This is a genomic window from Paraburkholderia sp. RL17-380-BIE-A (assembly GCF_046028085.1).
Lineage (GTDB): Bacteria > Pseudomonadota > Gammaproteobacteria > Burkholderiales > Burkholderiaceae > Paraburkholderia.
In genome coordinates, this window is sequence record NZ_JARESQ010000002.1 from 510,061 (window position 1) to 534,714 (window position 24,654).

The window sequence follows — 24,654 nt, forward strand, 5'->3', positions numbered from 1 at the left end:
GCGACATGGCCGAACGAACTGACGACAGCGGGATAGCTATGACGGAAGAGCCGCGCCGGGGCGACTTGTGTCGGTGCCAGCAGCAATTGCTGGCACGACGACATCGCGGGCGGACGGAGCGTTTTATGCTCCATGATTGTGCGGCGCAACAAGTGTCGTGAATGTGACTTTAGCGGCGCCCTGGGCGTCGCTCTTGATCTGGGTCAAGAGACACCCGGTCGGCGGTTCGCCGCGCAAGGCACAGGTGATTGGTCGTTTTTAGATGTGACCTGCTGCCTTGATTTCAGTCACGTTGGCACGATGCCAAACGCGTCGGGCGTGACAATTCAATGTTGTCGGCGAGCTGGGGTTCGTGAGGAGCGGCCCCTCTACAGTTAGCCGATGGGATTCGGCGAGGCCACGGATAGGGTCGGGGTGGCAGAAGGTGCGGAAACGGCGTCAAACAGCGTCAAACCGCTTCAATGGGCGGCAAGGGGCGTGGCTTTCGCGCCGAGTCGGTAGCGACAAAGGTCAGCGTGGCCTCCGTCACCTTGACGACGTCCGCGGCCATGCCCATGCGCTGCGCGAACACTTCCACGTTGACGGTGATCGACGTACGTCCCTCGCGGACGATATTCGCGTAGAAGCTCAGCAGGTCGCCGATAAAAACGGGCTGCCTGAACGTGAACGAATTGACGGCGATGGTGACGACGCGTCCGTTCGCGCGCCGGCTCGCGGGAATCGATCCGGCGATATCGACGTGTGACATGATCCAGCCGCCGAACACATCGCCGTGTACATTGGCACTCGACGGTTGGGGCACGACGCGCAGCACGGGCATTGCGTCGGCGGGAAGGCGTTCTGATGACGAAGAGTCGGGCATGATGGTCCGGTGTCGTAGGTAGGCCGGGAGCGGCGCGCCGGCGCCCGGCCCGTGCAAAATCGAGTTTAGCGGGCCACGTGCGTGAGCCAGTGCGCGTAGCGCTCCGACTTGCCGGCCACCGCGGCGAAGAACGTTTCCTGCAGCGACGCGGTGATCGGTCCGCGCTCGCCGTTGCCGATCACGCGATCGTCGAGTTCGCGAATGGGCGTGACCTCCGCTGCCGTGCCCGTGAAGAAGGCTTCGTCGGCGCAGTACATTTCGTCGCGGGTAATGCGTTTTTCGACGACCTGAAGGCCCTGATCCCGCGCGATTTCCATGACCGACGCACGCGTGATGCCGTCGAGGCACGAGGCAAGGTCCGGCGTATACAACACGCCATTGCGCACGATGAAGACGTTTTCGCCCGCTCCCTCGGACACATAGCCTTCCGTATCGAGCAGCAGCGCTTCGTCGTAACCATTGCGGGTGACTTCGCGATTGGCCAGGATCGAATTGATGTAATAGCCGCTCGCCTTGGCGCGCACCAGCGACACATTCACGTGGTGGCGCGACAGCGACGAAGTCTTGACACGAATGCCGCGCGTGAGGCCCTCCTCGCCGAGATAGCTGCCCCAAGGCCATGCGGCGATGCCCACATGAACCGTATTGCCGCGCGCACCGAGGCCCATCTGTTCGCTGCCGAGCCAGACAAACGGGCGCAGATAGCACGACGTCAGCCGATTGCGGCGCACTACTTCCAACTGAGCCTCGCGAATCGTTTCGAAGCTGAAGGGCACGGCCATTTCGAAGATCTTCGCGGAATTGAAGAGTCGTTTCGTATGGTCGTCGAGCCGGAAGATCGCCGGTCCCGCAGCGGTTTCGTACGCTCTGACGCCTTCGAATACCGCCATGCCGTAGTGGAGCGAATGAGTCAGAAAGTGAAGTTGCGCGTCGCGCCACTGCACCAGTTCGCCATCGAGCCAGATTACGCCGTCACGGTCGTGCATGTTCGTGTTCATATCGCTTTTTCGAAAGGTGAGGAAGATGAAACGGGTGACATGTTGGCCGCATCGGTCCGGTATTCGGCAAGCCAGCGTTCGCGCTTACTCGCCGCGGCGAGCACGTTGCGCTCCTTGACGTGACCGAAACCGCGAATCTCGTCGGGCAGATTGGCGAGCTTCATCGCTGCATCGAATCGGGCGGTGTCGAGCGTTACGCAGAATTCGTCGATCAGCGTGAAGTACTGCTCGATCAACTCACGTTCATTGCGCCGTTCCTCCGTCTTGCCGAAGACGTCGAACGCCGTGCCGCGCAGGAATCTGAATTTTTCGAGCACGCGGAACATGGTGAGCGTCCATTGCCCGAATCGTTGTTTCTTCAGGTGGCCGTGTTCGTCGCGTTTGGCGAGCAATGGCGGCGCGAGATGGAACGCGAGCTTGTAATCGCGACCCGGTTCGCCTTCGAACTGTGCGCGCAACTTGTCCATATAAGCCGGATCTGCATAGAGGCGGGCGACTTCATACTCGTCCTTATAGGTCATCAGTTTTGCCAGGTTGCGCGCGACGACCGGTGTGAGGCGCGGTTTCGCCCCACCCATGACAGCCGTTTCCTTCGCGCGCAGACGTTCGACGGTTTCAACATAGCGCGCCGCATAGCGCGGGTTCTGATAGCGACTCAGCTGCTCGACGTGACGCTCGATCAGCCGGTCCAGCGATTCCGGCATCTGCACGACAATGGCCTGCTGCGCGCCGCTCGATGGCGCGAAAGCGTCCACTCCTGCTTCACCGTGCTGTGCGACATAGCGTCCCCATGCAAACGCCAGACGATTTTTTTCGACGGCCACGCCATTCAGTTCGATCGCGCGATCGAGACTTTCGTAACTAAGCGGCAGCCAGCCGCGTTGCCATGCAAAGCCGAGCAACAGAGGATTGGCATAGAGCGTGTCGCCTAACAGTGCGAGCGCGAGACGATTGGCGTCGATAAAGTCGCAGTCTTCGCCGATGCTCGCGCGCAGATCCAGTTGCGTCTGCTCGGCCGGAAAGCGCCAGTGCGGATCCCGCACGAATTGCGCGGTCGGGGTGGCGCCGCTGTTGATCGCTGCTTTTGTCACGCTGCGTTGCGTGCGTGCCAGCACTTCAGCGGAAGCGGAGACGATCGCGTCGCAGCCCAGAATCAGGCGTGCTTCACCGGCTGCAATCCGCGTGGCATGCAATTGTTCGGGTGTCGCGGCGATCTGCACATGACTGAGCACGGCGCCGCCTTTCTGCGCGAGCCCAGCCATATCGAGCACGGTGACGCCCTTGTTCTCGAGGTGGGCCGCCATGCCGAGCAAGCCGCCGATCGTCACGACGCCGGTTCCGCCGACACCTGTCACCAGCACGCCATACGGCTTCGACAGTGACGCAATCGCGGGCCGGGGCAGTGCCGTGAAATCGGGCAACGCGGCTGCGGATGCATGCTTGGCGGGCTTCTTCACCTGCGCGCCTTCCGCGGTGACAAAGCTCGGGCAGAAGCCTTTCACGCACGAAAAATCTTTATTGCACGACGACTGGTTGATCTTGCGCTTGGTGCCGAGCGCCGTTTGCAGCGGCTCGACCGACAGGCAGTTCGATTGCACCGAGCAATCGCCACAGCCTTCGCACACTGCGTCGTTGATAAAGGCGCGCTTCGCCGGATCGGGATAGGTGCCGCGTTTGCGACGCCGGCGCTTTTCGGTCGCACACGTCTGGTCATAGATCAGAATCGACGTACCCGCCCCCTCGCGCAACTCGCGCTGCAACCGGTCGAGTTCGTCGCGGTGATACACCTTGACGCCTTCCGGGAGGCGCACGTTCGCGTCGTATTTCTCAGGCTCGTCGGTGACAATGAGCACTTGCTTCGCGCCTTCGGCCACGACCTGAAACGCGATCTGCGGGACCGTGAGCACGCCGTCCACCGGTTGGCCGCCGGTCATCGCGACCGCGTCGTTGTAGAGCACTTTATAGGTGACGTTCGCACTCGCAGCAATGGACGCGCGAATCGCGAGCAGGCCGGAATGGAAATAGGTGCCGTCTCCCAGATTGACGAATACGTGCCGCTCGTTCGTGAAATGCATCTGGCCGGTCCACGCAACACCTTCGCCACCCATCTGGCTGAAGGTCTCCGTCTTACGATCCATCCACATCGACATGTAGTGGCAGCCAATGCCGGCCAGTGCGCGCGAGCCTTCCGGCACGCGGGTCGACGTGTTGTGCGGGCAGCCCGAACAGAACCACGGTTGCCGCTCCGTCACGGAACGCGGCATGGCCGCCTCACGTTCCTTGGCCTCGATCACGGCAATGCGCGCCTCGATCCGCGCGCGCAGATCGGCTGGCAGATCGGCTTTGGCGAGGCGCCGGGCGATCGCTTTCGCGATCAAGGCCGGCGACAGTTCGTAGTGCGCGGGCAAGAGGGTCTGCCCGCGCGGCACGGACCATTCGCCGCCTTCGTCGTCGCGCTGGTCGAACTTGCCGAATACTTTCGGGCGCACGTCGTCGCGCCAGTTATAAAGTTCCTCTTTGAGCGCGTATTCGAGAATCTGGCGTTTTTCTTCGACCACCAGAATCTCGTCGAGGCCAGTGGCGAAATCGCGTGCGTTCTGCGCATCGAGCGGCCATACGCAGCCTACCTTCAGCACGCGTATGCCGATACGCGCGCAGGTTTCGTCGTCGAGCGAAAGATCGGCGAGCGCTTGCCGTACGTCGAGATACGCTTTGCCGGCGGTCATGATGCCAAGGCGTGGGTTGGGGCTGTCGATCACCACGCGGTTCAGCTTGTTCGCGCGAATGTAGGCGAGCGCCGCATACCACTTGTAGTTGAGCAGACGCGCTTCCTGCGTGAGCGGCGGGTCGGGCCAGCGGATATTGAGGCCGCCTTCGGGCATCTCGAAGTCGTCCGGCAGGACGATCTGCAAACGGTCCGGGTCGATGTCGATCGACGCGCTCGATTCGACTACGTCCGTAACGCATTTCATCGCGACCCACAGACCCGCGTAGCGGCTCATGGCCCAGCCGTGCAGACCGTAGTCGAGATACTCCTGCACGCTTGCCGGATACAGCACCGGAATGCCGCTGGCCACGAACATATGCTCCGACTGATGCGCGACCGACGACGACTTCGCCGCATGGTCGTCACCCGCCAGCACGAGCACGCCGCCGTTCGGATCGGTGCCGGCCGAATTCGCGTGCTTGAAGACGTCGCCGGTGCGATCGACACCCGGCCCCTTGCCGTACCACATGCCGAATACGCCGTCGACCTTGGCGCCGGGCCAGAGATTGAGTTGCTGCGTGCCCCACACGGCGGTCGCCGCGAGATCTTCGTTCACCCCCGGCTGAAACACGACATCGTGTTCCTTCAGATGCTGCTTCGCTTTCCATAGACCCTGATCGAGCGCGCCGAGCGGCGAGCCGCGATAGCCGGACACATAGCCCGCGGTGTTCAGGCCGGCGCGGCGGTCGCGCGCCTTTTGCAACATTGGCAACCGCACCAGCGCCTGAGTGCCGCTCATATAGACGCGGCCCTTTTCGAGTGTGTATTTATCGTCGAGCGATACGTCGGCAAGCGCGTCACGTAGCGGGGGCGTTAGCGGGGCGTTCATGGTGAAGTCTCCGGCGGCTTTATTGGGGCGGAGTATAGGAAGCGGAATTTCCAACGTAAAATCACGAATACCGAATCCTGCTATTCGAAAAACACATGTCAAGAGACGTTACCCTGCGGCAGATGCGTTACTTCGTGGCGGCAGCCCAGAGCGGGCAGTTTTCGATGGCGGCGACGGCCGAACATGTGTCGCAGTCGGCGATCACCAATGCGGTGCTCGCATTGGAGGAAACCCTGGGTACGCGGCTCTTCGAGCGCCTGCCTCAGGGCGTTACGTTGACGCCGGACGGGCACGATTTCCTGAACCACGCGCGGCACATACTCGATTCGGTGCGCGACGCGGTCTACAAGGCGCCGTTCCGCTCGCACGATCTGAAGGGAACCGTGCGCATTGCTGCGTCGTATACGGTGCTGGGGTACTTTTTGCCCGAGTTGATGGGACGTTTTCGCGCAACGTATCCGGACATCGAAATCGATCTGCATGACCTCGACCGCGAGTCGATCGAACAGGCCGTGCTCGATGGAGTCGTCGATCTCGGTATCGTCCTGCTGTCCAACGTCGAAAATATCAGGCAATTCCGGCACCACGTGCTGATCCGTTCGCGCCGGCAGTTGTGGACTTCTCCGACCCATCCGCTCACGCAACTGAACGCGCCTTCGCTCGCGGATATCGCAAGTTATCCGTACATCCTGATTACCGTGGACGAAGGCGAGCAATCGACGCTGCGGTACTGGAAGCAGAACAATGTCGAACCCAACATCGCGTTTCGCACCAGTTCAATGGAAGCGCTGCGCGGTCTGGTGGCGCATGGCTTTGGCGTGACGATTCTTTCGGATATGGTGTTTCGTCCGTGGTCGCTGGAAGGCAAGCGGATCGATGCGCGGCCGATTCTCAACGCGATTCCGCAGATGGACGCGGGCATGTTGTGGCGCAAAGGCGCAACGCTGGATACGCCGGCCGTTGCGTTTCAGCAGTTCCTCATTCATGCATGCGGGAGTTGAAAGCGAGGAGTGGGCGGAGCGACGAAAGAGGCGGTGCATCGCCCGAATCCACGTCGCAGTTTCACGTGTATCTGTTTTTCGCATACCCTGGCGGCTGTTTTCTGTCTGTAGGTGGGGCTGCCCATTTCCGCCGCGAAGCCGCGCCGGCATTGGCCGGAGCCGGGACGCACTATAATCGGCTCGATGCATCGATTCATTAAGAGTCGATCGACGACCTTTTCGCCTTCCGTCATGCCCAAAGAGAAAGCCAGCAAACCCGTTCAGCCCGCGTTGCGCAGCCGCAAATCCCCCCAGGGTTCGCCCACCGTGCAGGACGTCGCGCGTCTCGCGAAGGTGTCGGTCGGCTCGGTGTCGCGTGTGCTGAACGGCCGCGAGAATGTGGCGCCAGCCATTCAGGAGGCGGTGCGCGCCGCGGTGGCCGAGTTGAATTTCGTGCCGAACGTGGTGGCGCGCAGCATGCGCAAAGGCAGTTCCAGCGCAATCGGCTGTCTGATTTCGGACATCACGCAGCACACCGCCGCACAGATGGTCAGCGCCGCCGAAGAGCGTCTGCGGGCGAGGGGTTTCGAAATTCTGATCGCCAATTCCCACTACGATCTCGAACGCGAGCGCGCCATTCTGTCGAGCCTGAAGCAGCGCCGTATCGACGGATTCATCGGCGCGATTTCCGACGACGAGACGCCTTCCTATTTCAACTTCCTGCATACGCTGAATATGCCGGTCGTGCTGTGGGAGCGCGATGCACAGGGCGAATTCAATTCGGTCCTGACCGATCACGCCGACGGCTGCCGCCAGGCCGTGCGCTATCTCGCATCGCTCGGACATCGCGCCATTGCGCTCGTCGCCGGTCATGAAAACACGTGGGTGGGCCGCGAGATGGTGCGCGGCTATCAGGCCGCGTGCGAGGCCGCCGGCATCGCGCTCGACCCCGCGCTCGTGCTGCGTACCAGCGCCTTTAACAAGGACGTCTGCCGCGCCTTGCTCAGCGGTCCCGACCGGCCCTCCGCCATCATCGCCACGCTGAACGACGTGGCCATCGTGCTCGAAGTCGTGCGGGAAGCCGGGCTGTCGATTCCTGCCGACCTGTCGGTGATATCGATCGGCGAGCACGAGTATTCGGGCATCGCGTCGCCGGCGTTGACCGTGGTGACGCAAAACCCGCGTGATGTCGGCCGCGAAGCAGCGGACATGATGTTGCAACTGATCGACGGCACGGCGCCGTCCGGCATCCGCCGCTCGAAACATCCCATGCGGATGATCGTGCGCGAGTCGTGCGGCGCGCCCCCCAGTGCTGCACGCCGCAGAAAGCGCTAGCCGGATTCGATCCCAGGGTTTATCCGATCGCAAAGTTTCTTGACAGCGGATTTTTCGCCGCCGACAGTGCGTACCTACCTGTAGTGAATCGATTCACCAAAACGCGAGGCGCAATATGAGCGACAGGAAGAACGGGGTACAGTCGGGTCAGGACAACAGCAAGGGCGGCGGCCGCGCAGGCCGCCGACGGTTTATGAAAACGGCGGGCGTGTTTGCCGGCGCAGTGGCGACCGGACTGGGTCTCGATGGCTGCGGGGAGGGCGGAATCAGCGCCGCGTCCGCGCAGAGCGTGGGCGCGCGGATTCCCGCGATCGTGCCGGCGCAAACGGCGCTGGTGGTCATGCATTATCAGACCGACATCCTGGCGCTCTTTCCGGCCGTCGCGCCTACTCTGCTCGCCAATACACGCAAGCTGTGCGATGCCGCGCGGGCTAAAGGCGTCAGCGTCTACTTCGCCAAGATCCAGTTCAGTCCGGGCTATCCGGAAGTCAGTCCGTTGAACAAGAACGGGCAGGGGCTCAAGCAACTCGGCCTTTTCATCAACGACAGGATCGCGCCGGAACTCGGCCAGCAGGCCAACGAGCCGCTCATCATCGGGCATCGGGCCAGCGTATTTTTCGGCACTGATCTGCAGGCGCGGCTTTCCGCGCAGGGTATCGATTCGCTGATCATGGCCGGCATTGCGTCGACCGGTGTGGTGCTGTCGTCAGTCGCCTATGCGAGCGATTCGGACTTCCGCTTATACACCGTGAAGGATTGCTGTTTCGACCCGGATCAGGTCGTCCATGATCATCTCTTTTCCACCGCATTCGATTCGCGCACTGCGGTGCTGTCGCTCGCCGACGCCTCGCTGCTGCTCGCCTAGGCCCGTCGCAACGCGCGCTGAACCCGCCAACCAGGGTTTCCGATATTTTTGAAAAGTTGACTCGCTGCGCTAAGCTCACTATTGTCTGTGAATCGATTCACGAAAGACGCGGTGAGTTGCGCGGCATTGAAAAAGCAGAGGATTTCATGACTTTCAGCAACAGGCGACGCCAACTGCTCCGCGCGGGCGCCGCAAGCATTGCGGGGCTTTCCCTGCCGTTCGCGCTCGAAGGCCGGGTATTCGCGGCCGAAGCAGGGGTACTGTCGGTTGCCATTCCGAGCAATCCGCAAACGCTCGATCCGCTCAACCAGCCGAATCACGACGTCATGGCGATCAACCAGTTGATCTTCGAGAATCTGGTCGGCATCGACGCACGCGGCCAGCGGGTGCCGCAACTGGCGCGCGCGTGGACGATTTCGCCTGACAAACTGACGTACACGTTCGATTTGCAGCGCGGCGTGAACTTTCAGAACGGCCAGCCCTTTACGTCGGCTGACGTGAAGTACAGCTTCGACTACGTGTTGAACCCCGCGAACAAGGCATTCCGCCGGCCGTTCTGGACTGTGATCGACTCAGTCAGCGCACCGGACGCGCATACCGCCGTGATCCGCCTCAAGCGTCCCTACCGGCCATTGCTCGACTACATGTCGAAGTACATGGGCATTTTCCCAGTGGGCAGCCGCGAGCAACACCCGGCGGAATACTTCAAGCAGACGCCGATCGGAGTCGGCACGGGCCCGGCGATCTTCGTGCAGTCGAAGGCGAACGACTTCGTTGAACTGAAGCGCAATCCGGCTTACTGGGGTAAAGGCGAGCCGCATTGGGACAAGATCGTGTTTCGCATCATTCCGGAAGAGTCGTCACGGCTCGCGTCGCTGATGTCGAACCAGACGCAGATCATCAGTGCGCCGCCGGCCCAGACGTTTGCACAGATCCGCACGTCGGCGGGCCTCGCGGGCGATAGCCGTCCCTCGCCGACCAGCCCGCTGATGATGTGCCTGAACAACCGCAAGGCGCCTTTCGACGATCCGGCGTTTCGCCGTGCCGTTTCGCTCGTGCTCGACCGCGCGAAGATCTGCCGCGATCTGTGCTACGGCGCGGTGAAGGCGAGCAGCATGCCGTTTGCGCCGGAGTCGTCGTGGTACGACGCAGGCTCGGCGGGAAGTCTGGCATTCAATCTCGACCACGCGCGAGCGGCGTTGAAAAGCTCGAAATACGCGAGCGGCGCTTCGTTCGATTTGCTGTACGTGCAGCCTGCGTATCTGATCGACACGTCGTCGACGGCGCTTTTCATTCAGGCGCAACTCGCGTCGCTGGGTGTCCGTGTCAATCTGCGTCCGCTCGATTTTGGGCAGATGATCTCGCAGGTGCTGGTCGGCAATCACGCTGCGGCGTTGACCGGATTCATTGCGCCGCCGGAGCCGACTTATCTGCTCAACGCGCTGTTCCGCCCAACCGAGAGTCTGTGGAAAGCGAGCGGCTACGAAAGCGCAGAATTGCTGAAGCTGATCGACGACAGCTATCTGGTCGACGATCCTGCTGTGCTCAAGCCGATCCTCGCGAAGCTTCAACAAGTGCTGGCGCGTGACTGTCCGGCGGTCTGGATCGGTGCGCTGGAAGTGCAGAATTTGTGGCGCAGCAACGTGAAGGATTTTCAGGTGAACACCGGCTTCTCGCTGAAGCTCGACAACGTTTATCTGGCGAAGGTATGAGGTCGATATGAAAGCCGTTTCGAGGCTGTTTTCGTCCGTGCTCGTGCTATTGGTGGTCAGCGCGTTGCTGTTCGCCATGTGCCGCGCGACACCCGTATCGCCCGCGCGTTTGACATTGGGTAGCGACGCGAGCGTCGAACAGGTCGCCGCGTTCAATCATCAGTATGGGCTCGACCGGCCGGTCGCCGCGCAGTACGGCACGTGGCTGAACGGTGCGCTCGCGCTCGATTTCGGCAAGTCCTACGTGACCGGCAATCCGATCGGTCCGCAGATCGCCGATACGCTGCCGAATACCGTCGAGCTCGTCACGCTGTCGTTCATCTTCACGATTGTGGTGTCGATCGTGCTCGGCACCGTGGCGGCATTGAAAGAGAACAGCGGCACGGACCATCTGCTGCGTGCGGTGGCAATCGTAGGTCTATCCGTGCCGTCGTTCTGGCTGGGGCTGCTGCTGATCCGCTATGTCGCGCTGAAAACCGGGTGGTTTCCGGTAGGTGGTCTCACGCCCTGGTCGGACGGCGCGGCGACGCATCTGCTCGCGCTGGTGCTGCCCGTACTCACGATGTCGGTGTACTACATCTCCGTGCTGAGCCGTCTGGTGCGGGCGAACATGGTCGACGCGCTCTCGCAGGATTACGTGCGAACCGCCAGAGCGCTCGGTTTGTCGCCGTCGCGTATTCGCCTCTATGCATTGAAGAACGCATTGCCGTCGCTCGTGAGCACCGCCGCGATGAGTTACGGCTACATGTTCGGCTGGGCATTGATCGTCGAACAGATCTTCAATTTGCCCGGCGTCTCGCGCGCGTTGCTCACGGCGATCTTCCAGCGTGACTATCCGACCGTGCAGGCCATCGTGCTCGTCATCACCACGATCTTCATCGCGTCGAACACGTGCGCCGACGTCCTGCATGGTTATCTCGATCCGAAGGCGAATAGAACATGATGGCTGATTCATCTCTACCCAACGTGCAACGCAAGCCGCATGTTATCGGCGCCTGGCTCGCATCGGCTGGCCGGCTGCTGCGCGCGCTGATGCATGAACCGGCCGGTGCGATCGGTCTCGTGACGATCGTGTTGCTGGGCGTAATTGCAGTGTGCGCGCCGTGGCTGCCCTTGAAGGATCCGCTGCAGCTCTATATCGAGCATCGTCTGGAAGCGCCGAGTGCGGCGTTCTGGCTCGGCACCGACCAGGTGGGCCGTGACATTCTGAGCCGCACCATCTGGGGCGCTCGCGCGTCGCTGTCGATTGGACTCTGCGCGGTTGCGATCGGCCTCGTGCTGGGTACGGGCATTGGGTTAGTGGCCGGTTACAAGGCCGGCTCCTGGCTCGACGAAACGCTGATGAAAGTGATGGAAGTGCTCGCGTCGATTCCGCTGTTGATCTGGGCAATCGCGCTCGTCGGCATTACCGGCACTGATACGCTGCATATCGGCTTTCTCGCTATTTCGAACGAGACCAAGCTCGTGTTGCTGATCGGCGTGCTCTACGCGCCGGGTCTTGCGCGGCTGACCCATAGTCTCGCCAAGGCCGAGTCGCAAGCGGAGTATGTCGCGGCACGGGTTCTGCAAGGCGCGAGTGGCGCGCGCATCATGTTGTCCGATGTGCTGCCCAACATCATCTCGCCCGTGCTGATCCAGGCGTCGCTGCTGCTCGGCGTGACGATCATCGTGGAGGCGTCGCTCAGTTTCATCGGACTCGGTGTGCAACCGCCTACGCCGAGCTGGGGCGCGATGCTTTCCGATGCACGCGCACTGATTTTCACCGACAACTGGTGGGTGTCGGTGTTCCCGGGCGCAGCGGTGTTCGTCAGCGTGCTTGCCTTCAATCTGTTCGGCGACTCGATGCGCACCATTCTCGATCCGCGGCGGCGCAATGCGCGTGCGGCGAACCTGACGGGAGCGTCGCTATGAACGAAGCGCTGCTGTCGATTGAAAACCTGCACGTCACGTTCGGTTCGGCCAAGACGCAGACCGAAGTGTTGCATGGGCTCGATTTACAAGTGGGACGGGGCGAGGCAGTCGGGCTCGTCGGCGAATCGGGTTCGGGCAAGAGCGTTGCTTCGCTGGCGGTGCTCGGCTTGCTTGGCAACGCGGGCCGTATCAGCGGCGGGCGGATCGTGCTCGACGGCGAAGATCTGGGCCGTGCATCGGAGGCGCGCATGCGCGCATTGCGCGGACGGCGCATGTCCATGATCTTTCAGGATCCGGCTACGGCGCTCAATCCCGCCTTCACGGTCGGCGCGCAACTCGCCGACGTGGTCCGCGCTCACCGTCCACTGCGCGGCTGTGCGATCCGCGACGAAGTGCATGCCGTGCTCGCACGCGTCGGCTTCAAAGATCCACGCACCACGGCGCGGGCGTATCCGCACGAACTGAGCGGCGGCATGAAGCAACGCGCGATGATCGCCGCCGCGATTGTCTGCAAACCGGCGCTGCTGCTCGCGGACGAACCCACCACCGCGCTCGACGTGACAGTGCAGGCGCAGATCGTCGAATTGTTGAGAACGCTGGTGGACGAAATGGATCTCGGCCTCGTGTTCATCACGCACAACCTCGACCTGATGGCCGAATTGTGTTCACGCGCCGTCGTGCTGAAACAGGGGTACGTGGTCGAAGCCGGCCCGGTGGAAGACATCTTTCTGCGGCCTTCGCACGAATACACGCGGCATCTGATCGCGAGCATTCCGCGTTTGCCGGCTACGCGTGCTGCCGGCCGTCATCAACCTGAGGAGACGCGTAATGTCCGCTAACGTGCCGAACGGCGTTCAGGCCGCTCAGGCCGCTCATGCCGCGCAGCCGATCTTCGCGCTGCAGGAGGTCGGCAAGTCCTATGCGCTGGCGCGCTCGCCGCTGGAGCACATGTTCAACCGGCGCCGCTTCCATGCCGTGTCGGGCCTGAGTCTGGAAGTGGCGAAGGGCGATGCGCTCGCAATTGTCGGCGAAAGCGGCAGCGGCAAATCGACTGTCGCGCGCATGATGGTCGGCCTCACCGCGCCGACCGTCGGCTCGATCCGTTTCAGGGGCGATGCATTGAACACGATGACGCGCTCGCAGAACGCCACGTTCCGCCAGCGCGTGCAGATGGTGTTCCAAAGCACGACGAACTCGCTGAACCCGCGCAAGACGATCGCCACGACGCTCGCGGAAGCGATCGGCAACGACGGCGTGCCGGTGCGCCAGTTGCTCGACATGGTGCGGCTGCCTGCATTCGTGCTGGCGCGCTATCCGCATCAGCTGTCGGGCGGTCAGCGCCAGCGCGTGGGTATTGCACGGGCGCTCGCGCGCCGTCCGGAACTGGTCGTTGCCGATGAACCGACTTCCGCGCTTGACGTATCGATCCAGGCGGAGATCATTCGCCTGTTGCGCGATCTTCATCAAAGCGCCGGTGTCTCGCTGGTCGTGATCAGCCACGATCTGGCGCTGGTTGGCGAGCTGTGTCAGCGGGTGGTGGTGATGCGGGAAGGGCGCGTGGTGGAAGCGGGAGCCGTGGATCAGGTGCTGTTCGAACCACGCGAGCGCTACACGACGGAGTTGTTGGCGGCGATCCCGAAAGGCATCGGCCGGCACATCATAGGGGTGGGACTAGAGTAAATGCTAAAGCACTAACGCTGGTCGACACAGGAGAGGCGGTCCGAGCAGTAGAAAAGAAGATCCGGGTCAAGCAGTGAGCCGGCCCACCTTGGGATATTTTTTTAGCCTTTGGTGAATCGATTCATTTGCTATTATCAATCGATCGCTAGCCGACCGGGGTGTCGCGATTCCTTGTTTGGAGAAGAGCGGTGAAGGAAAAGTTATTCATCATGGCGGCTCTGATGGGCGGGAGCGGTCTCGTTCATGCGCAGAGTTCGGTCACGCTGTACGGGATCATCAACGAGGCAATTACCTACTCGTCGAATCAGGGTGGCCACAGCGCGATGCAACTCACCGGCAACGGCGAGTACGGCAGTCGCTGGGGACTGCGGGGCGCCGAAGACCTCGGCGGCGGCACCAAAGCGATCTTCACGCTCGAGAGCGGCTTCAATCCGGTCAACGGTGCGCTTGGTCAGAACAACCGCATGTTCGGCCGCCAGGCTTTCGTGGGTTTCTCGAATACGAACTACGGCACGCTGACCTTCGGCCGCCAGTACGACGCGATCGTCGGCACCTTGCAGACCATGACGTCCAACGGCGCATGGGGCGGCGTGATGTTTTCGCACCCGTACGACAACGACAATACCGACGACTTTCTGCGCGTCAATAACTCGATCAAATACGTCTCGCCGAATCTGAAGGGCTTCACCGGTACGGCCATGTACGCATTCAGCAACGCGCCCGGCGCCTTTGCGAACAACCGCATGTGGTCGGTGGGCGGCATCTATTCGCAGGGTGCGTTTTCTATCGCGGCGGCCTATTCGCTCTACAACGAACCGGGCGTGAACACCACCGCGAATGTGAACACCAACGGTGCGATCACTTGTTGCGATGCGCCGATCACGTCCAAACGCGAGCAGATTGCGGGCATCGGCGCGTCGTATGTGATCGGACCGGCCAAGCTGAGCCTGATGTACAGCAACGCGATCTACAACAACGTGGGCACGACGCTGACGAGCGGCATCAACTATCGCTTCAACAACTATGAAGCGAATGCGCGCTTCACGATCGATCCAACGCTGTTCTTCGGCATGGCCTACACGTACACGAGCGACAACATCACCGGCGGACCGGGCGGCCCTACGCAGGTGCACTGGCATCAGGTCAATCTGCTGGTCGACAAGTTCCTCTCCAAGCGGACCTCCATCTACACCGAGGTGATTTATCTGCGCGCGGCCGGCGGCGGTTTTCCGCGACCTACGGGCGGACCATTGCCCGCGACCTCGAACGGTCTGCTCGCCTCGCAGATTCAGACCATGTTGCCTTCTTCGGGACAGAACCAGGCCGTGTTCAGCCTGGGACTCGTTCACAAGTTCTAGCAGCACTGCATTGACCGGCGCAAACCCGCCAAGCGTTTGCGCCGCATCGACTAACAAGCAAGGTGTGTAATGACTGAAAGACTTTACCGGGCCGGTGTCGATATCGGCGGGACCTTCACCGATATCGTCGTGATCGGCGATGACGGCGTGATTCATACCAGGAAGGTTTCGTCCACGCCGCAGGACTACGGCATTGCAATCGTCGCGGGTGTGCAGGCGCTGCTCGCCTCGCTCGATGCGCAACCGCGCCAGATAACCGAACTGGTTCACGCTACCACCGTCGCCACCAATACGGTGCTCGAAGGCAAAGGCGCGCGCACGGCGCTGATCACTACACGCGGTTTTCGCGACGTGGTCGAGATCGGCCGCCTGCGGGTGCCGATGCTTTACAACCTCGCGTATCAGAAACCGGAGCCGCTCGCGAAACGCCGGCACCGTTACGAGGTGGACGAACGCCTGCTCGCCGATGGTTCGGTCGACACGCCGCTCGACGATGCGCAAGTGCTGGAAATTGCGCAACGTATCGCCGACGAGAAAATCGAAGCGGTCGCGATCAGCCTGATTCATGCGTATGCGAATCCGGAACACGAGATCCGCATTCGCGATCTGTTGCGCAGTGTGCTGGGCGACTCCGTCTATCTGACCTGCTCGCATGAAATCTTGCCGGAAATCCGCGAATACGAACGCACCAGCACGACCGTCGTCAACGCGTATCTCGGGCCCGTGGTGGTGAGCTATCTGCATTCGCTGATCGACAAGCTGCGCGGCATCGGCATGACCGGCCCGGTGCAGATCATGCATTCGAACGGCGGCGTGATGAGCGCGGCCATGGTCATGCAGAAGCCGGCCACGATCATCGAGTCCGGGCCGGCGGCCGGTGTGATCGCGGGCGCTTCGGTCGCCGCCGCGTCGGGTTACGTCGATTGCATCACGGTGGACATGGGCGGCACCACGGCGAAGGCGGCCATCATCGAGAAGGGTGAGCCGGCGCGCACTACCGAGTACGAGGTGGGTGCGGGCATCAACGTCAGCAGCAAGCTCGTGAAGGGTGGCGGCCACGCGGTGAAGCTGCCGTTCATCGACGTCTCGGAGATCGGCGCGGGCGGCGGCAGTCTGGTGCGTATCGACGCGGGCGGGCTCGTCAAGGTCGGCCCCGATTCGGCGGGTTCGGTGCCCGGCCCCGTGTGCTATGACGCGGGCGGCACGATTCCGACGCTGACCGACGCCGTGCTGACGCTCGGCTATCTGAATCCGGCGTTCCTTGCCGGCGGCGAGTTGCGCATCAATCAGCAGAAGTCGCTCGACGCAATGCGCACGCAGATCGCCGAGCCCACGCACACGGATCTGTACGAAGCCGCGTATGGCGTGTTCTCGATCGCGGCCTCCACAATGACGCGCGCGGTGAAAGCCGTATCGACGTATCGCGGCCGCGATCCGCGCGAATTCGCGCTGTTCGCGTTCGGCGGCAACGGGCCGGTCATCGTCCATGCGATCGCCGAACTGCTCGACATGAAGACGGTGATCGTGCCGCCGAGCCCCGGCGTGTTCAGCGCGCTCGGTCTGCTGTTCTCGTCGACCCAGCACGAGTTCATGCAGACGATGTTCTGCCGCCTCGATCACTCCGCCGCTATGCAATTGGGCAACGCGCTCGAAGACCTCGTAGCGCGCGCCACGGCGGACATGACGGCCGAGGGCAATGCTTTCGCCGATATCGCTGTGACGTGCGCGCTGGATTTGCGCTACACGGGCCAGGCTTACGAGCTGACTGTGCCGATCGAATGGCGTGCCGGCGAACCGCTCGACATTGCGCCGATTGCCGCCGCGTTTCATTCGGAACACGAACGCACTTACGGCCACGCGTCCGCAGACGAGGTTATCGAACTCGTCAACCTGCGCGCGGTCGGTTCGCTGCGCTCGCAGAAAGATCGCGCCTACGACGCGCAACGCGCCGGCGGCAGTCGCGCGAATTCGCCGGCTGCGCGCGCGCCGGTGCGGCGCCGGGCGTATTTCGGCAAGACGCACGGCTTCATCGACACCCCGGTGATCTCGCGGGCCGATCTGCGCGCCGCGCCGATGACCGGCCCGTTGATCGTCGAAGAATACGACTCGACTTGCGTCGTGCCGCCGAATGCCGGCGCACGCGTCGATGCCCACGAAAACATCGTCATCACGTTTCTGGAGCAATCCGCATGACTACCCTGCAGGCCGCTTCGGCGGGCACCGATGCCATCACGCTTGAAATCGTCAAGAACGCGCTCGGCTCGATCGCCGACGAAATGGCGCTCGTCGTGCTGCGCACGGCGTATTCGCCGATCGTGCGCGATTCCATGGACTTCTCCACCGCGGTATTCGACCGCGCCGGCCGCGTGATCGCGCAGGGCCTGACCTTGCCGATTCACCTCGGCGCGTTTCCGGCCGCGATGGATAACGTGGTGCGCCGCTTCGGCACGGCCGGCAAGCCCGGCGACATCTACGTCATGAACGACCCCTACACGTCGGGCGGCATGCATTTGCCGGACGTGTATCTGATTCAGCCGGTGTTTTACGACTCGCGTATCGAAGGCTATGTGGCGACCATCGTCCACCATGCCGATGTCGGCGGCATGGCGCCGGGCAGCATGGCGATCGGCGCAACGGAAATCTATCAGGAAGGTCTGCGGATTCCGTTGATGAAGCTGTGCGATGCCGGCGAGGTCAACGACGCGCTCGTCACGCTGCTGGAGACGAACTCGCGCATGCCGGGCCAGTTGCGCGGCGATCTGCGTGCCCAGGTGGCGTCTTGCAAGGCGGGGGAAAGGGGGCTCGTGCAATTGCTCGACAAGTACGGCGCGGATGGTTTCGGGAGGCTGGTCGAAGCGCTGCACGATTACGCCGAGCGTCTGACGCGCCAGGCCATCAGCACGATGCCGAATGGCGAATACCGTTACGAGGATTTCATCGACGGCCTGGGCGATACGCCGGTGCCGATCGCGTTTCGCGTCAAGGTCACGGTGGCGGACGACGTGGTGAACATCGACTGGACGGGGACCGACGCGCAGGTGCAGGGCGCGATCAATGGTCCGTTCGCGACCACGCAATCGGTCGCGTATGCGGCGGTGCGTTGCGCGATCGGCGTCGATGTGCCGAACTGCGAAGGGTTTTCGCGGCCTGTGCAGGTGTACGCCGAAAGCGGCTCGATCGTGAATCCCGTTGAACCGGCGGCCTGCGCGGCGCGCGGGATCATCGCTTACCGTATGTTCGACGTGTTGCAAGGCGCGTTCGCGCAGATCGTGCCGGATACGATTCCGGCGCTGGGCGAAGGCGGTCCGTCGGTCGTGTCGATTTCCGGGCGCAATCCGGATGGCGAGGGCGGCACGCGTGGCGGCAACTGGCTGATTACCGACGGCGTGCTCGGCAGTTGGGGCGGTGGCCGCAACGACGGTTGCGAAGGCATTGCGAATCCGCTCGGCAACCTGTCGAACCAGCCGGTCGAATTGATCGAGGCACGTCTGCCGCTCAAGATCACCGAATACGGATTCGTCACCAACTCGGGCGGCGCGGGCCGGCATCGCGGCGGCCTCGCCATGCGCCGCGCTTATGAACTGCGCAGCGACCATGCGTTGCTCGGACTGCGCTCGGACCGGCGCGCGCATCGGCCGACTGGCTCGCACGGTGGGCTGAGCGGGTCGCCGTCACTCAATCTGCTGACACGCGACGGTCAAAGCACATTGCTGCCGACCATGCCGAGCACGGTGACCGCGCTTCGCAAGGGTGACCGCTTCTGCCATATCGCGGCGGGCGGCGCGGGTCATGGCGATCCGTTGACGCGTTCGCCGCAAGCCGTGCGCGAGGACGTGCTGGACGATCGCATCACGGAACAGCTGGCGCGCGAAGTGTACGGCGTCGTGCTCGAAGGCGCGGCGCGCGACATAGACGGGCAGCGCACCGCCGAGCTGCGTGAGCGCCTCCAGACGCTGACCAGTCAGGAGCGCGTGGCGAAGCAGGAGGCGCTGTTCCTGCAATCCACCGGTGCCGATGCCGCGGCTCTCGGCAAACTCTGACTACGACAGGTGCTTTGACTATGACCGGTTCAATCCTCGCGCCAGACACCGATACTCAACGCATGCGCTTGCTGCGTCCCAGCTGGGCCGAGCTCGACTATGGCGCTATCGCGGCGAATCTGGCGCTCGCGCGCGAACAGGTGGGGCGAGCCACGAAAATCTACTTCGTTTGCAAGGGCGATGGTTTTGGCTTCGGTGCCGCGAAGGTTGCACGGCTGGCGGCGCAAGCGGGTGTGGACGGCTTTTGCGTCGGCAGCCCGGAAGAGGGCGTCGCGATTCGCCGCGCGGGCATCGATCGCGACATTCTGCTGTTTGCGTCGACCTTGCCCGAGGATGCGGCGCGGGTCGCAGCGTTGGGATTGACGGTGACGATCCAGAGTCAGGAAAGCCTGCGCGCATTCATCGAGGCCGGCGTGGCCGTCGATGCCTTCGTCGAAATCGATCCGGGCTTCGGGCGCTTCGGCTTTCTGCCGTCGCAATGGCAGGCCGCGTTCGAAGCACTGCGCGATCAGTCGACCGTTCGGCTCAAAGGCGTGTACACGCATCTGAGTTCGCCGGAGAGCGATGATGTGACGCGCAAGCAGGCCGGCGTATTCGATGCGGCGCTGGCGGATGCGCGCGCGGCGGGATTCGATAACGTGACGACGATGCTGGCGAGCTCGCGAGTCATGCTCGCGCATCCGCATCTGGCGTATCAGGCGGTTGATCCCGGGCGACTGCTATACGGCGCGCTCGACGCGGGCTGGATGGCCCGCGCACCGTTGCGACCGATGTTGCGGGCCGTGCGCGGGCGCATCATTCACGTTCAGGAGCATCCGGCCGGGTCCATGCTCGGCATCGGCTATGCGGAGCCGATCCGGCTCGAACGCGGTGTGCGCATTGGTGTGGTGCCGATCGGCTTCTGGGACGGTCTGAATCATGTGCCGCCGTTGGGTCGCGTGCTGGTGCACGGACAAGCGGCACGCATCGTCGGGCGCCGCTCCTTCCAGCATACCGTGATCGATATCACGGACATTGCACAGGCGCGAACTGGCAGTGTCGTCACGTTGCTGGGTCAGGACGGCGACCAGTCGATCACGATCGACGAAATGGCGGAAACGCTGCGGCTGCCCGTCATGGAGTTGATCCCGCGACTGGCGAGGAGTCTGCCTCACGTCGATGTGACGGCGACGGATCTGCCGGGCGCCGATTGACGCGTGTCGGCAGATCCGTCCCCTACGGCGTTAGAACATTTTGCGGATGCCGACTGCCGCGCCGACGTTGTTGGTGCGGCCAACGGTGTCGACCACGCCGGTGGCCGGGTTGGTCGAGCCGGGGTAGTCGGCGGCGAATGCGCCATTGCCGCGCGCGAAGTCCACGGTGCCATACACTTCCGTGTGCTTCGACAGCGAGTATTCGGCGAGAACGGTGGCGGAGTAGTTGATACCCGAGCCGAGTGTGCCGTCGATTTTTTCGGCATTGCGAGCGTGACCGTAGTAACCGGCCACGGTGATCAGAAGCGGCGCCGTTGCCTGCCAGTTGCCGCCAATGTAGAGCGTGTCGTCGATACGGTTCGGGCTGCTGCCCGGCAGTTTCGGCGCGCCCGCTTGCTGCATGTTGGCGTCAGTGGTGCCGCTGCGATCCTGCGCGCGCAACCAGCCGGCCAGCAGGCGCACGGTGGGCGTGATCTGGTACGCGCCGCTCACGTGCAGCATGTTGATCTTTGCGCCATTGACGAGGCTGCCACTTGCGGACGTCACCGAGGTTTGCTGGAAGCCTGCGTCGAGCGATGCGGGACCGTGCGTGTACGTCACTTCAACGCCATACGTGCTGCCGAGTCCGACCGCGCCCGCCTGATTGCCGAAGCCATAGATTGCGTCGATGCTCAGGCCATTGAACGATGCCTTGTACTTCACCGAGTTGTTGATCGTGAGGTACGGGCCAATACCATTCCATGCCCAGCTGTCTTGCCAGTAATCGCCGACGGTCATCGGGTCGAACACATCGCCCATGGTGTCGTAGAGCGGCGCATATTGGTTACCGAAGGTCAGCGTGCCGTACTTGTCGCTCGACAGGCCGACAAACGCTTGTCGACTGAACAGCGTGTTTGCCTGATGCAGTTGCCCGGAGTTCAGCTCGAAGCCGTTTTCAAGGCGGAAAATCGCGGACAGGCCGCCGCCCAGGTCTTCGGTGCCTTTCAGGCCCCAACGGCTGTGGGTTTCCGGGCCGACCGTCATGCTGAACTGGTCTTTGCCATCCGCGGCGGCATTCGTCTGATAGCGGAGCGCCGTATCGACGAGACCATACAGCGTGACCGAGCTCTGTGCGAATGCGGGGGACGCGGCAAGGACGAAAAGTGACACGGCGGCACTGGAAATAACGGCTTTTTTCATCAGACGGTTGTCCTAACTATGATTGTTCATTTGACCGCCTCAATGCCCTCGAAGACTGGCTGGGTGAGGCTGAAACCGGGAGCATAGTCGGTGAGTTTTTTGCCTCATATCGCATAATATGGATTGGTTCCTTCCAGAATCAGGAACAATAAGGCGGTCACATGTCTGATGGAAATGCCTGCAATGAGCAGTAGGCTTGCGAGCGGTTTGACGCGGCAGGCGCCGCCATTCGAGATCGAGCCATAGACCATCGGCCCGCTTTTGCAAGCGCCAGCGTGTCGCTAAAAAGCCACGATTGGTGGGCTGTGCTGCATGACCGGATTTCGCGTTCGGCCCACGTTGTCACCGACTGGCGTGCAGCCGTTCGCGGGGTAATGGCTCGCAATCGGCCGCGGGTGACACCGTGGCCGATCGCCTTGCCGAACCTCTAGTCGTAGCGATAGACGCCCTGACCCACCTTGCGTCCAAGGTGGCCTGCCGCTACCAACTCGCGCAGTAACGGGCTTGCGCGATATTTCGAATCGCCGAAGTCCTTCAGGAACACATCGAGGACCGACAGGCAAACGTCGAGCCCGATCAGATCCGCGAGCGCCAGAGGGCCAATCGGGTGATTCGCGCCGAGGCGCATGCCGAGGTCGATCTCCTCCGCCGTGGCGATGCCTTCAGCGAGCACGAAAAACGCTTCGTTGATCATCGGCACCAGAATGCGGTTCACCACGAAGCCCGGTGCGTTCTTTACGCTGATCGGTGACTTGTCGAGCTTGACTGTCAGCTCACGTACAGCCTCAATCGTGGCCGCGCTGGTCTGTATGCCACGAATGATTTCGACGAGCGGCAGGAGCGGCACCGGATTGAAGAAGTGCATGCCGATGAAGCGAGACGCATCGGTCAGCGCGGCCCCGAGTGCGGTGATCGAGATCGACGAGGTATTCGATGCAATGATCGTCTCCGGCCGCGCGACGGATTCGATCTGCCGCAAGATGCGGATCTTCAGATCGGTATTTTCCGTGGCGGCCTCGATCACGAGGTCGACGGTGGTGAGGCGCTGATAGTCGGTGGACGTCTCGATGCGCGAGAGGGCAGCCTCTTTCACCGCCGCGTCGAGCTTGCCCTTGGCGACCAGCCGTTCGAGGCTGCCTGTCAGCGTGGCCAGGCCCTTCGCAAGCGCCGCCTCGTTGACATCGATCATGATCGCCTTCAGTCCCGCGACTGCGACGACCTGAGCGATGCCGTTGCCCATCGTCCCTGCACCAATTATCCCAACGGTATTGATTGTCATGGCTATTCCTTGTCAGCAATGCGACACAGTGTTCTATTGTAGGCGCTCGAAAATAGCCGCAATACCCTGGCCGCCTCCGATACACATCGTAACCAGCGCAAACCGCCCGTTGATACGCTGCAATTCATACAGCGCCTTGACGGTAATCAGCGCACCCGTCGCGCCGATCGGATGACCGAGCGAAATGCCGGAGCCATTCGGGTTCACCTTGAGCGGGTCGAGTTCGAGCTGCTGCGTCACGGCGCAGGCCTGCGCGGCAAAGGCCTCGTTCGCCTCGATCACGTCGAGATCGCCGATGCCGAGGCCGGCGCGCTGGAGTGCAATGCGCGTGGCGGGCACCGGGCCGATGCCCATATAGAGAGGATCGACGCCGGCATGCGCGTATGACACGAGCCGGGCCAGCGGTTTCAGGCCGCGCGCATCCGCCGCTTCGCGCGACATCAAAAGAACAGCGGCTGCCGCATCGTTGATACCGGATGCGTTGCCTGCGGTGACCGTGCCGTTTTCCTTCTGGAAAACGGGCCGCAATCCGCTCAGTTCAGCGGGATCGAGTTCCAGACGCACATGTTCGTCGGTGTCGAAAACGACCTGTTTGCCTTTTACGGTCCGCGTAATCGGCAGGATCTGATCCTTGAAGCGGCCTTCGGCGATGGCATGGGCGGCGCGCCGATGCGATTCGACTGCGAGTGCGTCCTGCTGTTCGCGCGTAATGCCGTACTTGCTGGCGACGTTCTCGGCAGTCACACCCATCGGTACCGTATGGAACGGATCGTTCAACGCCCCGAGCATCATGTCGATCAGGCGGGTGTCGCCCATTCGTGCGCCAAAGCGTGCGTCAGGCGTGATGTAGGGCGCACGGCTCATGTTTTCCGCGCCGCCGCCGATCGCGATGTCGGCATCGCCGAGCAGAATGGATTGCGCTGCGGAGACAATGGCCTGCAAGCCTGAGCCGCACAGACGATTGACGTTGAAAGCCGGTGTCGTTTCGCTAACGCCGCCGTTGATCGCAGCTACGCGCGACAAGTACAGGTCTTTGGGTTCGGTGGCTATCACGTTGCCGAATACGACCTGACCGACCTGATCGCCCTCCACGCCGGCCCGTGCCAGCACCTCACGTACGACAAGCGCTCCGAGTTCGGAGGGCGGAATGTCCTTCAGGCTTCCGCCAAACTTGCCGATCGCGGTGCGCACACCACTGACAACAACCACTTCTCTTTGCACTTGAGACTCCTTGGAATCACTTGAACGCGCGCAGCTTGTGCCGCTGTGCGCGTGAGGAAGTTACATGTTCGGGTAGTTAGGACCGCCGCCGCCTTCAGGCGTCACCCACACGATGTTCTGCGTCGGGTCCTTGATATCGCAGGTTTTGCAGTGCACGCAGTTCTGCGCGTTGATCACCAGGCGTTCGCTGCCGTCGTCGTTCTTCACGAACTCGTACACCGCTGCGGGGCAGTAACGCGACTCCGGGCCGGCGTAGGTCTGCCAGTTCACATTCACCGGCACTGAAGGGTCTTTCAGTGTCAGGTGAGCGGGCTGGTTTTCTTCGTGGTTCGTATTCGAGATGAACACTGAGGACAGGCGGTCGAATGTCAGCTTGCCATCTGGCTTCGGATAGACGATCGGCTTGCATTGCGACGCCGGTTTCAGCATCTCGTGATCCGAATGC

At 62.3% G+C, this 24,654-nt stretch carries 19 protein-coding genes; 12 read left to right on the top strand and 7 right to left on the bottom strand.

The genetic code is table 11. The features are described 5' to 3' along the window. Window positions 1-448: 448 nt before the first annotated feature. The 3 genes from P0D68_RS05105 to P0D68_RS05115 all read right to left on the bottom strand — a co-directional run bounded on the left by P0D68_RS05105 (window position 449) and on the right by P0D68_RS05115 (window position 5,456). Window positions 449-862, bottom strand: a complete 414-nt coding sequence (locus P0D68_RS05105) for an acyl-CoA thioesterase (RefSeq protein ID WP_408295142.1) — start codon at window positions 860-862, stop codon at window positions 449-451. 65 nt (window positions 863-927) lie between these two features. Next, the gene (locus P0D68_RS05110) at window positions 928-1,860 is read right to left on the bottom strand and encodes a branched-chain amino acid transaminase (protein WP_408295145.1); all 933 of its coding nucleotides are present in this window, start codon (window positions 1,858-1,860) and stop codon (window positions 928-930) included. Continuing rightward, a complete protein-coding gene (locus tag P0D68_RS05115; protein WP_408295235.1) occupies window positions 1,857-5,456 on the bottom strand; it encodes an indolepyruvate ferredoxin oxidoreductase family protein in 3,600 nt (1,199 codons plus the stop codon). Before P0D68_RS05115 ends, P0D68_RS05110 begins: the two co-directional genes overlap by 4 nt. 95 nt (window positions 5,457-5,551) lie before the next feature. Between P0D68_RS05115 and P0D68_RS05120 the strand changes: the two genes are divergently transcribed. The 12 genes from P0D68_RS05120 to alr all read left to right on the top strand — a co-directional run bounded on the left by P0D68_RS05120 (window position 5,552) and on the right by alr (window position 20,530). Further along, window positions 5,552-6,457 (top strand): LysR family transcriptional regulator, encoded by a 906-nt coding sequence (locus P0D68_RS05120; RefSeq protein ID WP_408295148.1) that lies wholly within the window; start codon window positions 5,552-5,554, stop codon window positions 6,455-6,457. Window positions 6,458-6,688: 231 nt separating this feature from the next. Further along, a complete protein-coding gene (locus P0D68_RS05125) occupies window positions 6,689-7,771 on the top strand; it encodes a LacI family DNA-binding transcriptional regulator (RefSeq protein WP_408295151.1) in 1,083 nt (360 codons plus the stop codon). Between the two features lie 193 nt (window positions 7,772-7,964). Beyond that, on the top strand, window positions 7,965-8,636 hold the full coding sequence (locus P0D68_RS05130; RefSeq protein ID WP_286162221.1) for a cysteine hydrolase family protein: 672 nt from the start codon (window positions 7,965-7,967) through the stop codon (window positions 8,634-8,636). Window positions 8,637-8,782: 146 nt separating this feature from the next. Then, entirely contained in the window at window positions 8,783-10,348 is a 1,566-nt protein-coding gene (locus tag P0D68_RS05135; protein ID WP_408295154.1) for an ABC transporter substrate-binding protein, read from the top strand. A gap of 7 nt (window positions 10,349-10,355) precedes the next feature. Next, window positions 10,356-11,291 carry an ABC transporter permease gene (locus P0D68_RS05140; protein ID WP_408295157.1) on the top strand — a complete coding sequence of 312 codons (936 nt, stop codon included), beginning with the start codon at window positions 10,356-10,358 and terminating at the stop codon, window positions 11,289-11,291. Further along, window positions 11,288-12,259, top strand: a complete 972-nt coding sequence (locus tag P0D68_RS05145; protein ID WP_408295160.1) for an ABC transporter permease — start codon at window positions 11,288-11,290, stop codon at window positions 12,257-12,259. Before P0D68_RS05140 ends, P0D68_RS05145 begins: the two co-directional genes overlap by 4 nt. Then, window positions 12,256-13,098, top strand: coding sequence for an ATP-binding cassette domain-containing protein (locus tag P0D68_RS05150; RefSeq protein WP_408295163.1), 843 nt, complete (start codon window positions 12,256-12,258; stop codon window positions 13,096-13,098). The genes P0D68_RS05145 and P0D68_RS05150 overlap by 4 nt, the downstream gene beginning before the upstream one ends. Continuing rightward, complete coding sequence (locus tag P0D68_RS05155) at window positions 13,088-13,939, top strand: ABC transporter ATP-binding protein (RefSeq protein ID WP_408295166.1); 852 nt, start codon at window positions 13,088-13,090, stop codon at window positions 13,937-13,939. The genes P0D68_RS05150 and P0D68_RS05155 overlap by 11 nt, the downstream gene beginning before the upstream one ends. A gap of 188 nt (window positions 13,940-14,127) precedes the next feature. Then, window positions 14,128-15,297, top strand: a complete 1,170-nt coding sequence (locus tag P0D68_RS05160; protein ID WP_408295169.1) for a porin — start codon at window positions 14,128-14,130, stop codon at window positions 15,295-15,297. Between the two features lie 69 nt (window positions 15,298-15,366). Further along, window positions 15,367-17,490 (top strand): hydantoinase/oxoprolinase family protein, encoded by a 2,124-nt coding sequence (locus tag P0D68_RS05165; RefSeq protein ID WP_408295172.1) that lies wholly within the window; start codon window positions 15,367-15,369, stop codon window positions 17,488-17,490. Next, window positions 17,487-19,337, top strand: coding sequence for a hydantoinase B/oxoprolinase family protein (locus P0D68_RS05170; RefSeq protein ID WP_408295175.1), 1,851 nt, complete (start codon window positions 17,487-17,489; stop codon window positions 19,335-19,337). Before P0D68_RS05165 ends, P0D68_RS05170 begins: the two co-directional genes overlap by 4 nt. A gap of 20 nt (window positions 19,338-19,357) precedes the next feature. Continuing rightward, a complete protein-coding gene (gene alr, locus P0D68_RS05175) occupies window positions 19,358-20,530 on the top strand; it encodes an alanine racemase (RefSeq protein WP_408295178.1) in 1,173 nt (390 codons plus the stop codon). A gap of 30 nt (window positions 20,531-20,560) precedes the next feature. Here the strand turns inward: alr and P0D68_RS05180 are convergent, their stop codons facing one another. The 4 genes from P0D68_RS05180 to P0D68_RS05195 all read right to left on the bottom strand — a co-directional run. Then, window positions 20,561-21,709: a porin gene (locus P0D68_RS05180; protein ID WP_408295181.1), complete on the bottom strand. Its 1,149-nt coding sequence runs from the start codon at window positions 21,707-21,709 to the stop codon at window positions 20,561-20,563. Between the two features lie 427 nt (window positions 21,710-22,136). Further along, the gene (locus P0D68_RS05185; protein ID WP_091805982.1) at window positions 22,137-22,988 is read right to left on the bottom strand and encodes a 3-hydroxybutyryl-CoA dehydrogenase; all 852 of its coding nucleotides are present in this window, start codon (window positions 22,986-22,988) and stop codon (window positions 22,137-22,139) included. Between the two features lie 33 nt (window positions 22,989-23,021). Beyond that, complete coding sequence (gene bktB / locus P0D68_RS05190) at window positions 23,022-24,209, bottom strand: beta-ketothiolase BktB (protein ID WP_408295184.1); 1,188 nt, start codon at window positions 24,207-24,209, stop codon at window positions 23,022-23,024. A 60-nt stretch (window positions 24,210-24,269) separates the two neighbouring features. Further along, a partial coding sequence (locus P0D68_RS05195) for a 4Fe-4S dicluster domain-containing protein (RefSeq protein WP_408295187.1) occupies window positions 24,270-24,654 on the bottom strand: 385 nt, incomplete at its 5' end.

Bases quoted from the DNA above. Each gene is read 5' to 3' on its own strand.
- P0D68_RS05135 (WP_408295154.1), top strand. From the start codon at position 8,783: ATGACTTTCAGCAACAGGCGACGCCAACTGCTCCGCGCGGGCGCCGCA.
- P0D68_RS05155 (WP_408295166.1), top strand. From the start codon at position 13,088: ATGTCCGCTAACGTGCCGAACGGCGTTCAGGCCGCTCAGGCCGCTCAT.
- P0D68_RS05120 (WP_408295148.1), top strand. From the start codon at position 5,552: ATGTCAAGAGACGTTACCCTGCGGCAGATGCGTTACTTCGTGGCGGCA.
- P0D68_RS05140 (WP_408295157.1), top strand. From the start codon at position 10,356: ATGAAAGCCGTTTCGAGGCTGTTTTCGTCCGTGCTCGTGCTATTGGTG.
- P0D68_RS05165 (WP_408295172.1), top strand. From the start codon at position 15,367: ATGACTGAAAGACTTTACCGGGCCGGTGTCGATATCGGCGGGACCTTC.
- P0D68_RS05115 (WP_408295235.1), bottom strand. From the start codon at position 5,456: ATGAACGCCCCGCTAACGCCCCCGCTACGTGACGCGCTTGCCGACGTA.
- P0D68_RS05145 (WP_408295160.1), top strand. From the start codon at position 11,288: ATGATGGCTGATTCATCTCTACCCAACGTGCAACGCAAGCCGCATGTT.
- P0D68_RS05150 (WP_408295163.1), top strand. From the start codon at position 12,256: ATGAACGAAGCGCTGCTGTCGATTGAAAACCTGCACGTCACGTTCGGT.
- P0D68_RS05125 (WP_408295151.1), top strand. From the start codon at position 6,689: ATGCCCAAAGAGAAAGCCAGCAAACCCGTTCAGCCCGCGTTGCGCAGC.
- P0D68_RS05110 (WP_408295145.1), bottom strand. From the start codon at position 1,860: ATGAACACGAACATGCACGACCGTGACGGCGTAATCTGGCTCGATGGC.
- P0D68_RS05180 (WP_408295181.1), bottom strand. From the start codon at position 21,709: ATGAAAAAAGCCGTTATTTCCAGTGCCGCCGTGTCACTTTTCGTCCTT.
- P0D68_RS05185 (WP_091805982.1), bottom strand. From the start codon at position 22,988: ATGACAATCAATACCGTTGGGATAATTGGTGCAGGGACGATGGGCAAC.
- P0D68_RS05105 (WP_408295142.1), bottom strand. From the start codon at position 862: ATGCCCGACTCTTCGTCATCAGAACGCCTTCCCGCCGACGCAATGCCC.
- P0D68_RS05170 (WP_408295175.1), top strand. From the start codon at position 17,487: ATGACTACCCTGCAGGCCGCTTCGGCGGGCACCGATGCCATCACGCTT.
- P0D68_RS05130 (WP_286162221.1), top strand. From the start codon at position 7,965: ATGAAAACGGCGGGCGTGTTTGCCGGCGCAGTGGCGACCGGACTGGGT.
- alr (WP_408295178.1), top strand. From the start codon at position 19,358: ATGACCGGTTCAATCCTCGCGCCAGACACCGATACTCAACGCATGCGC.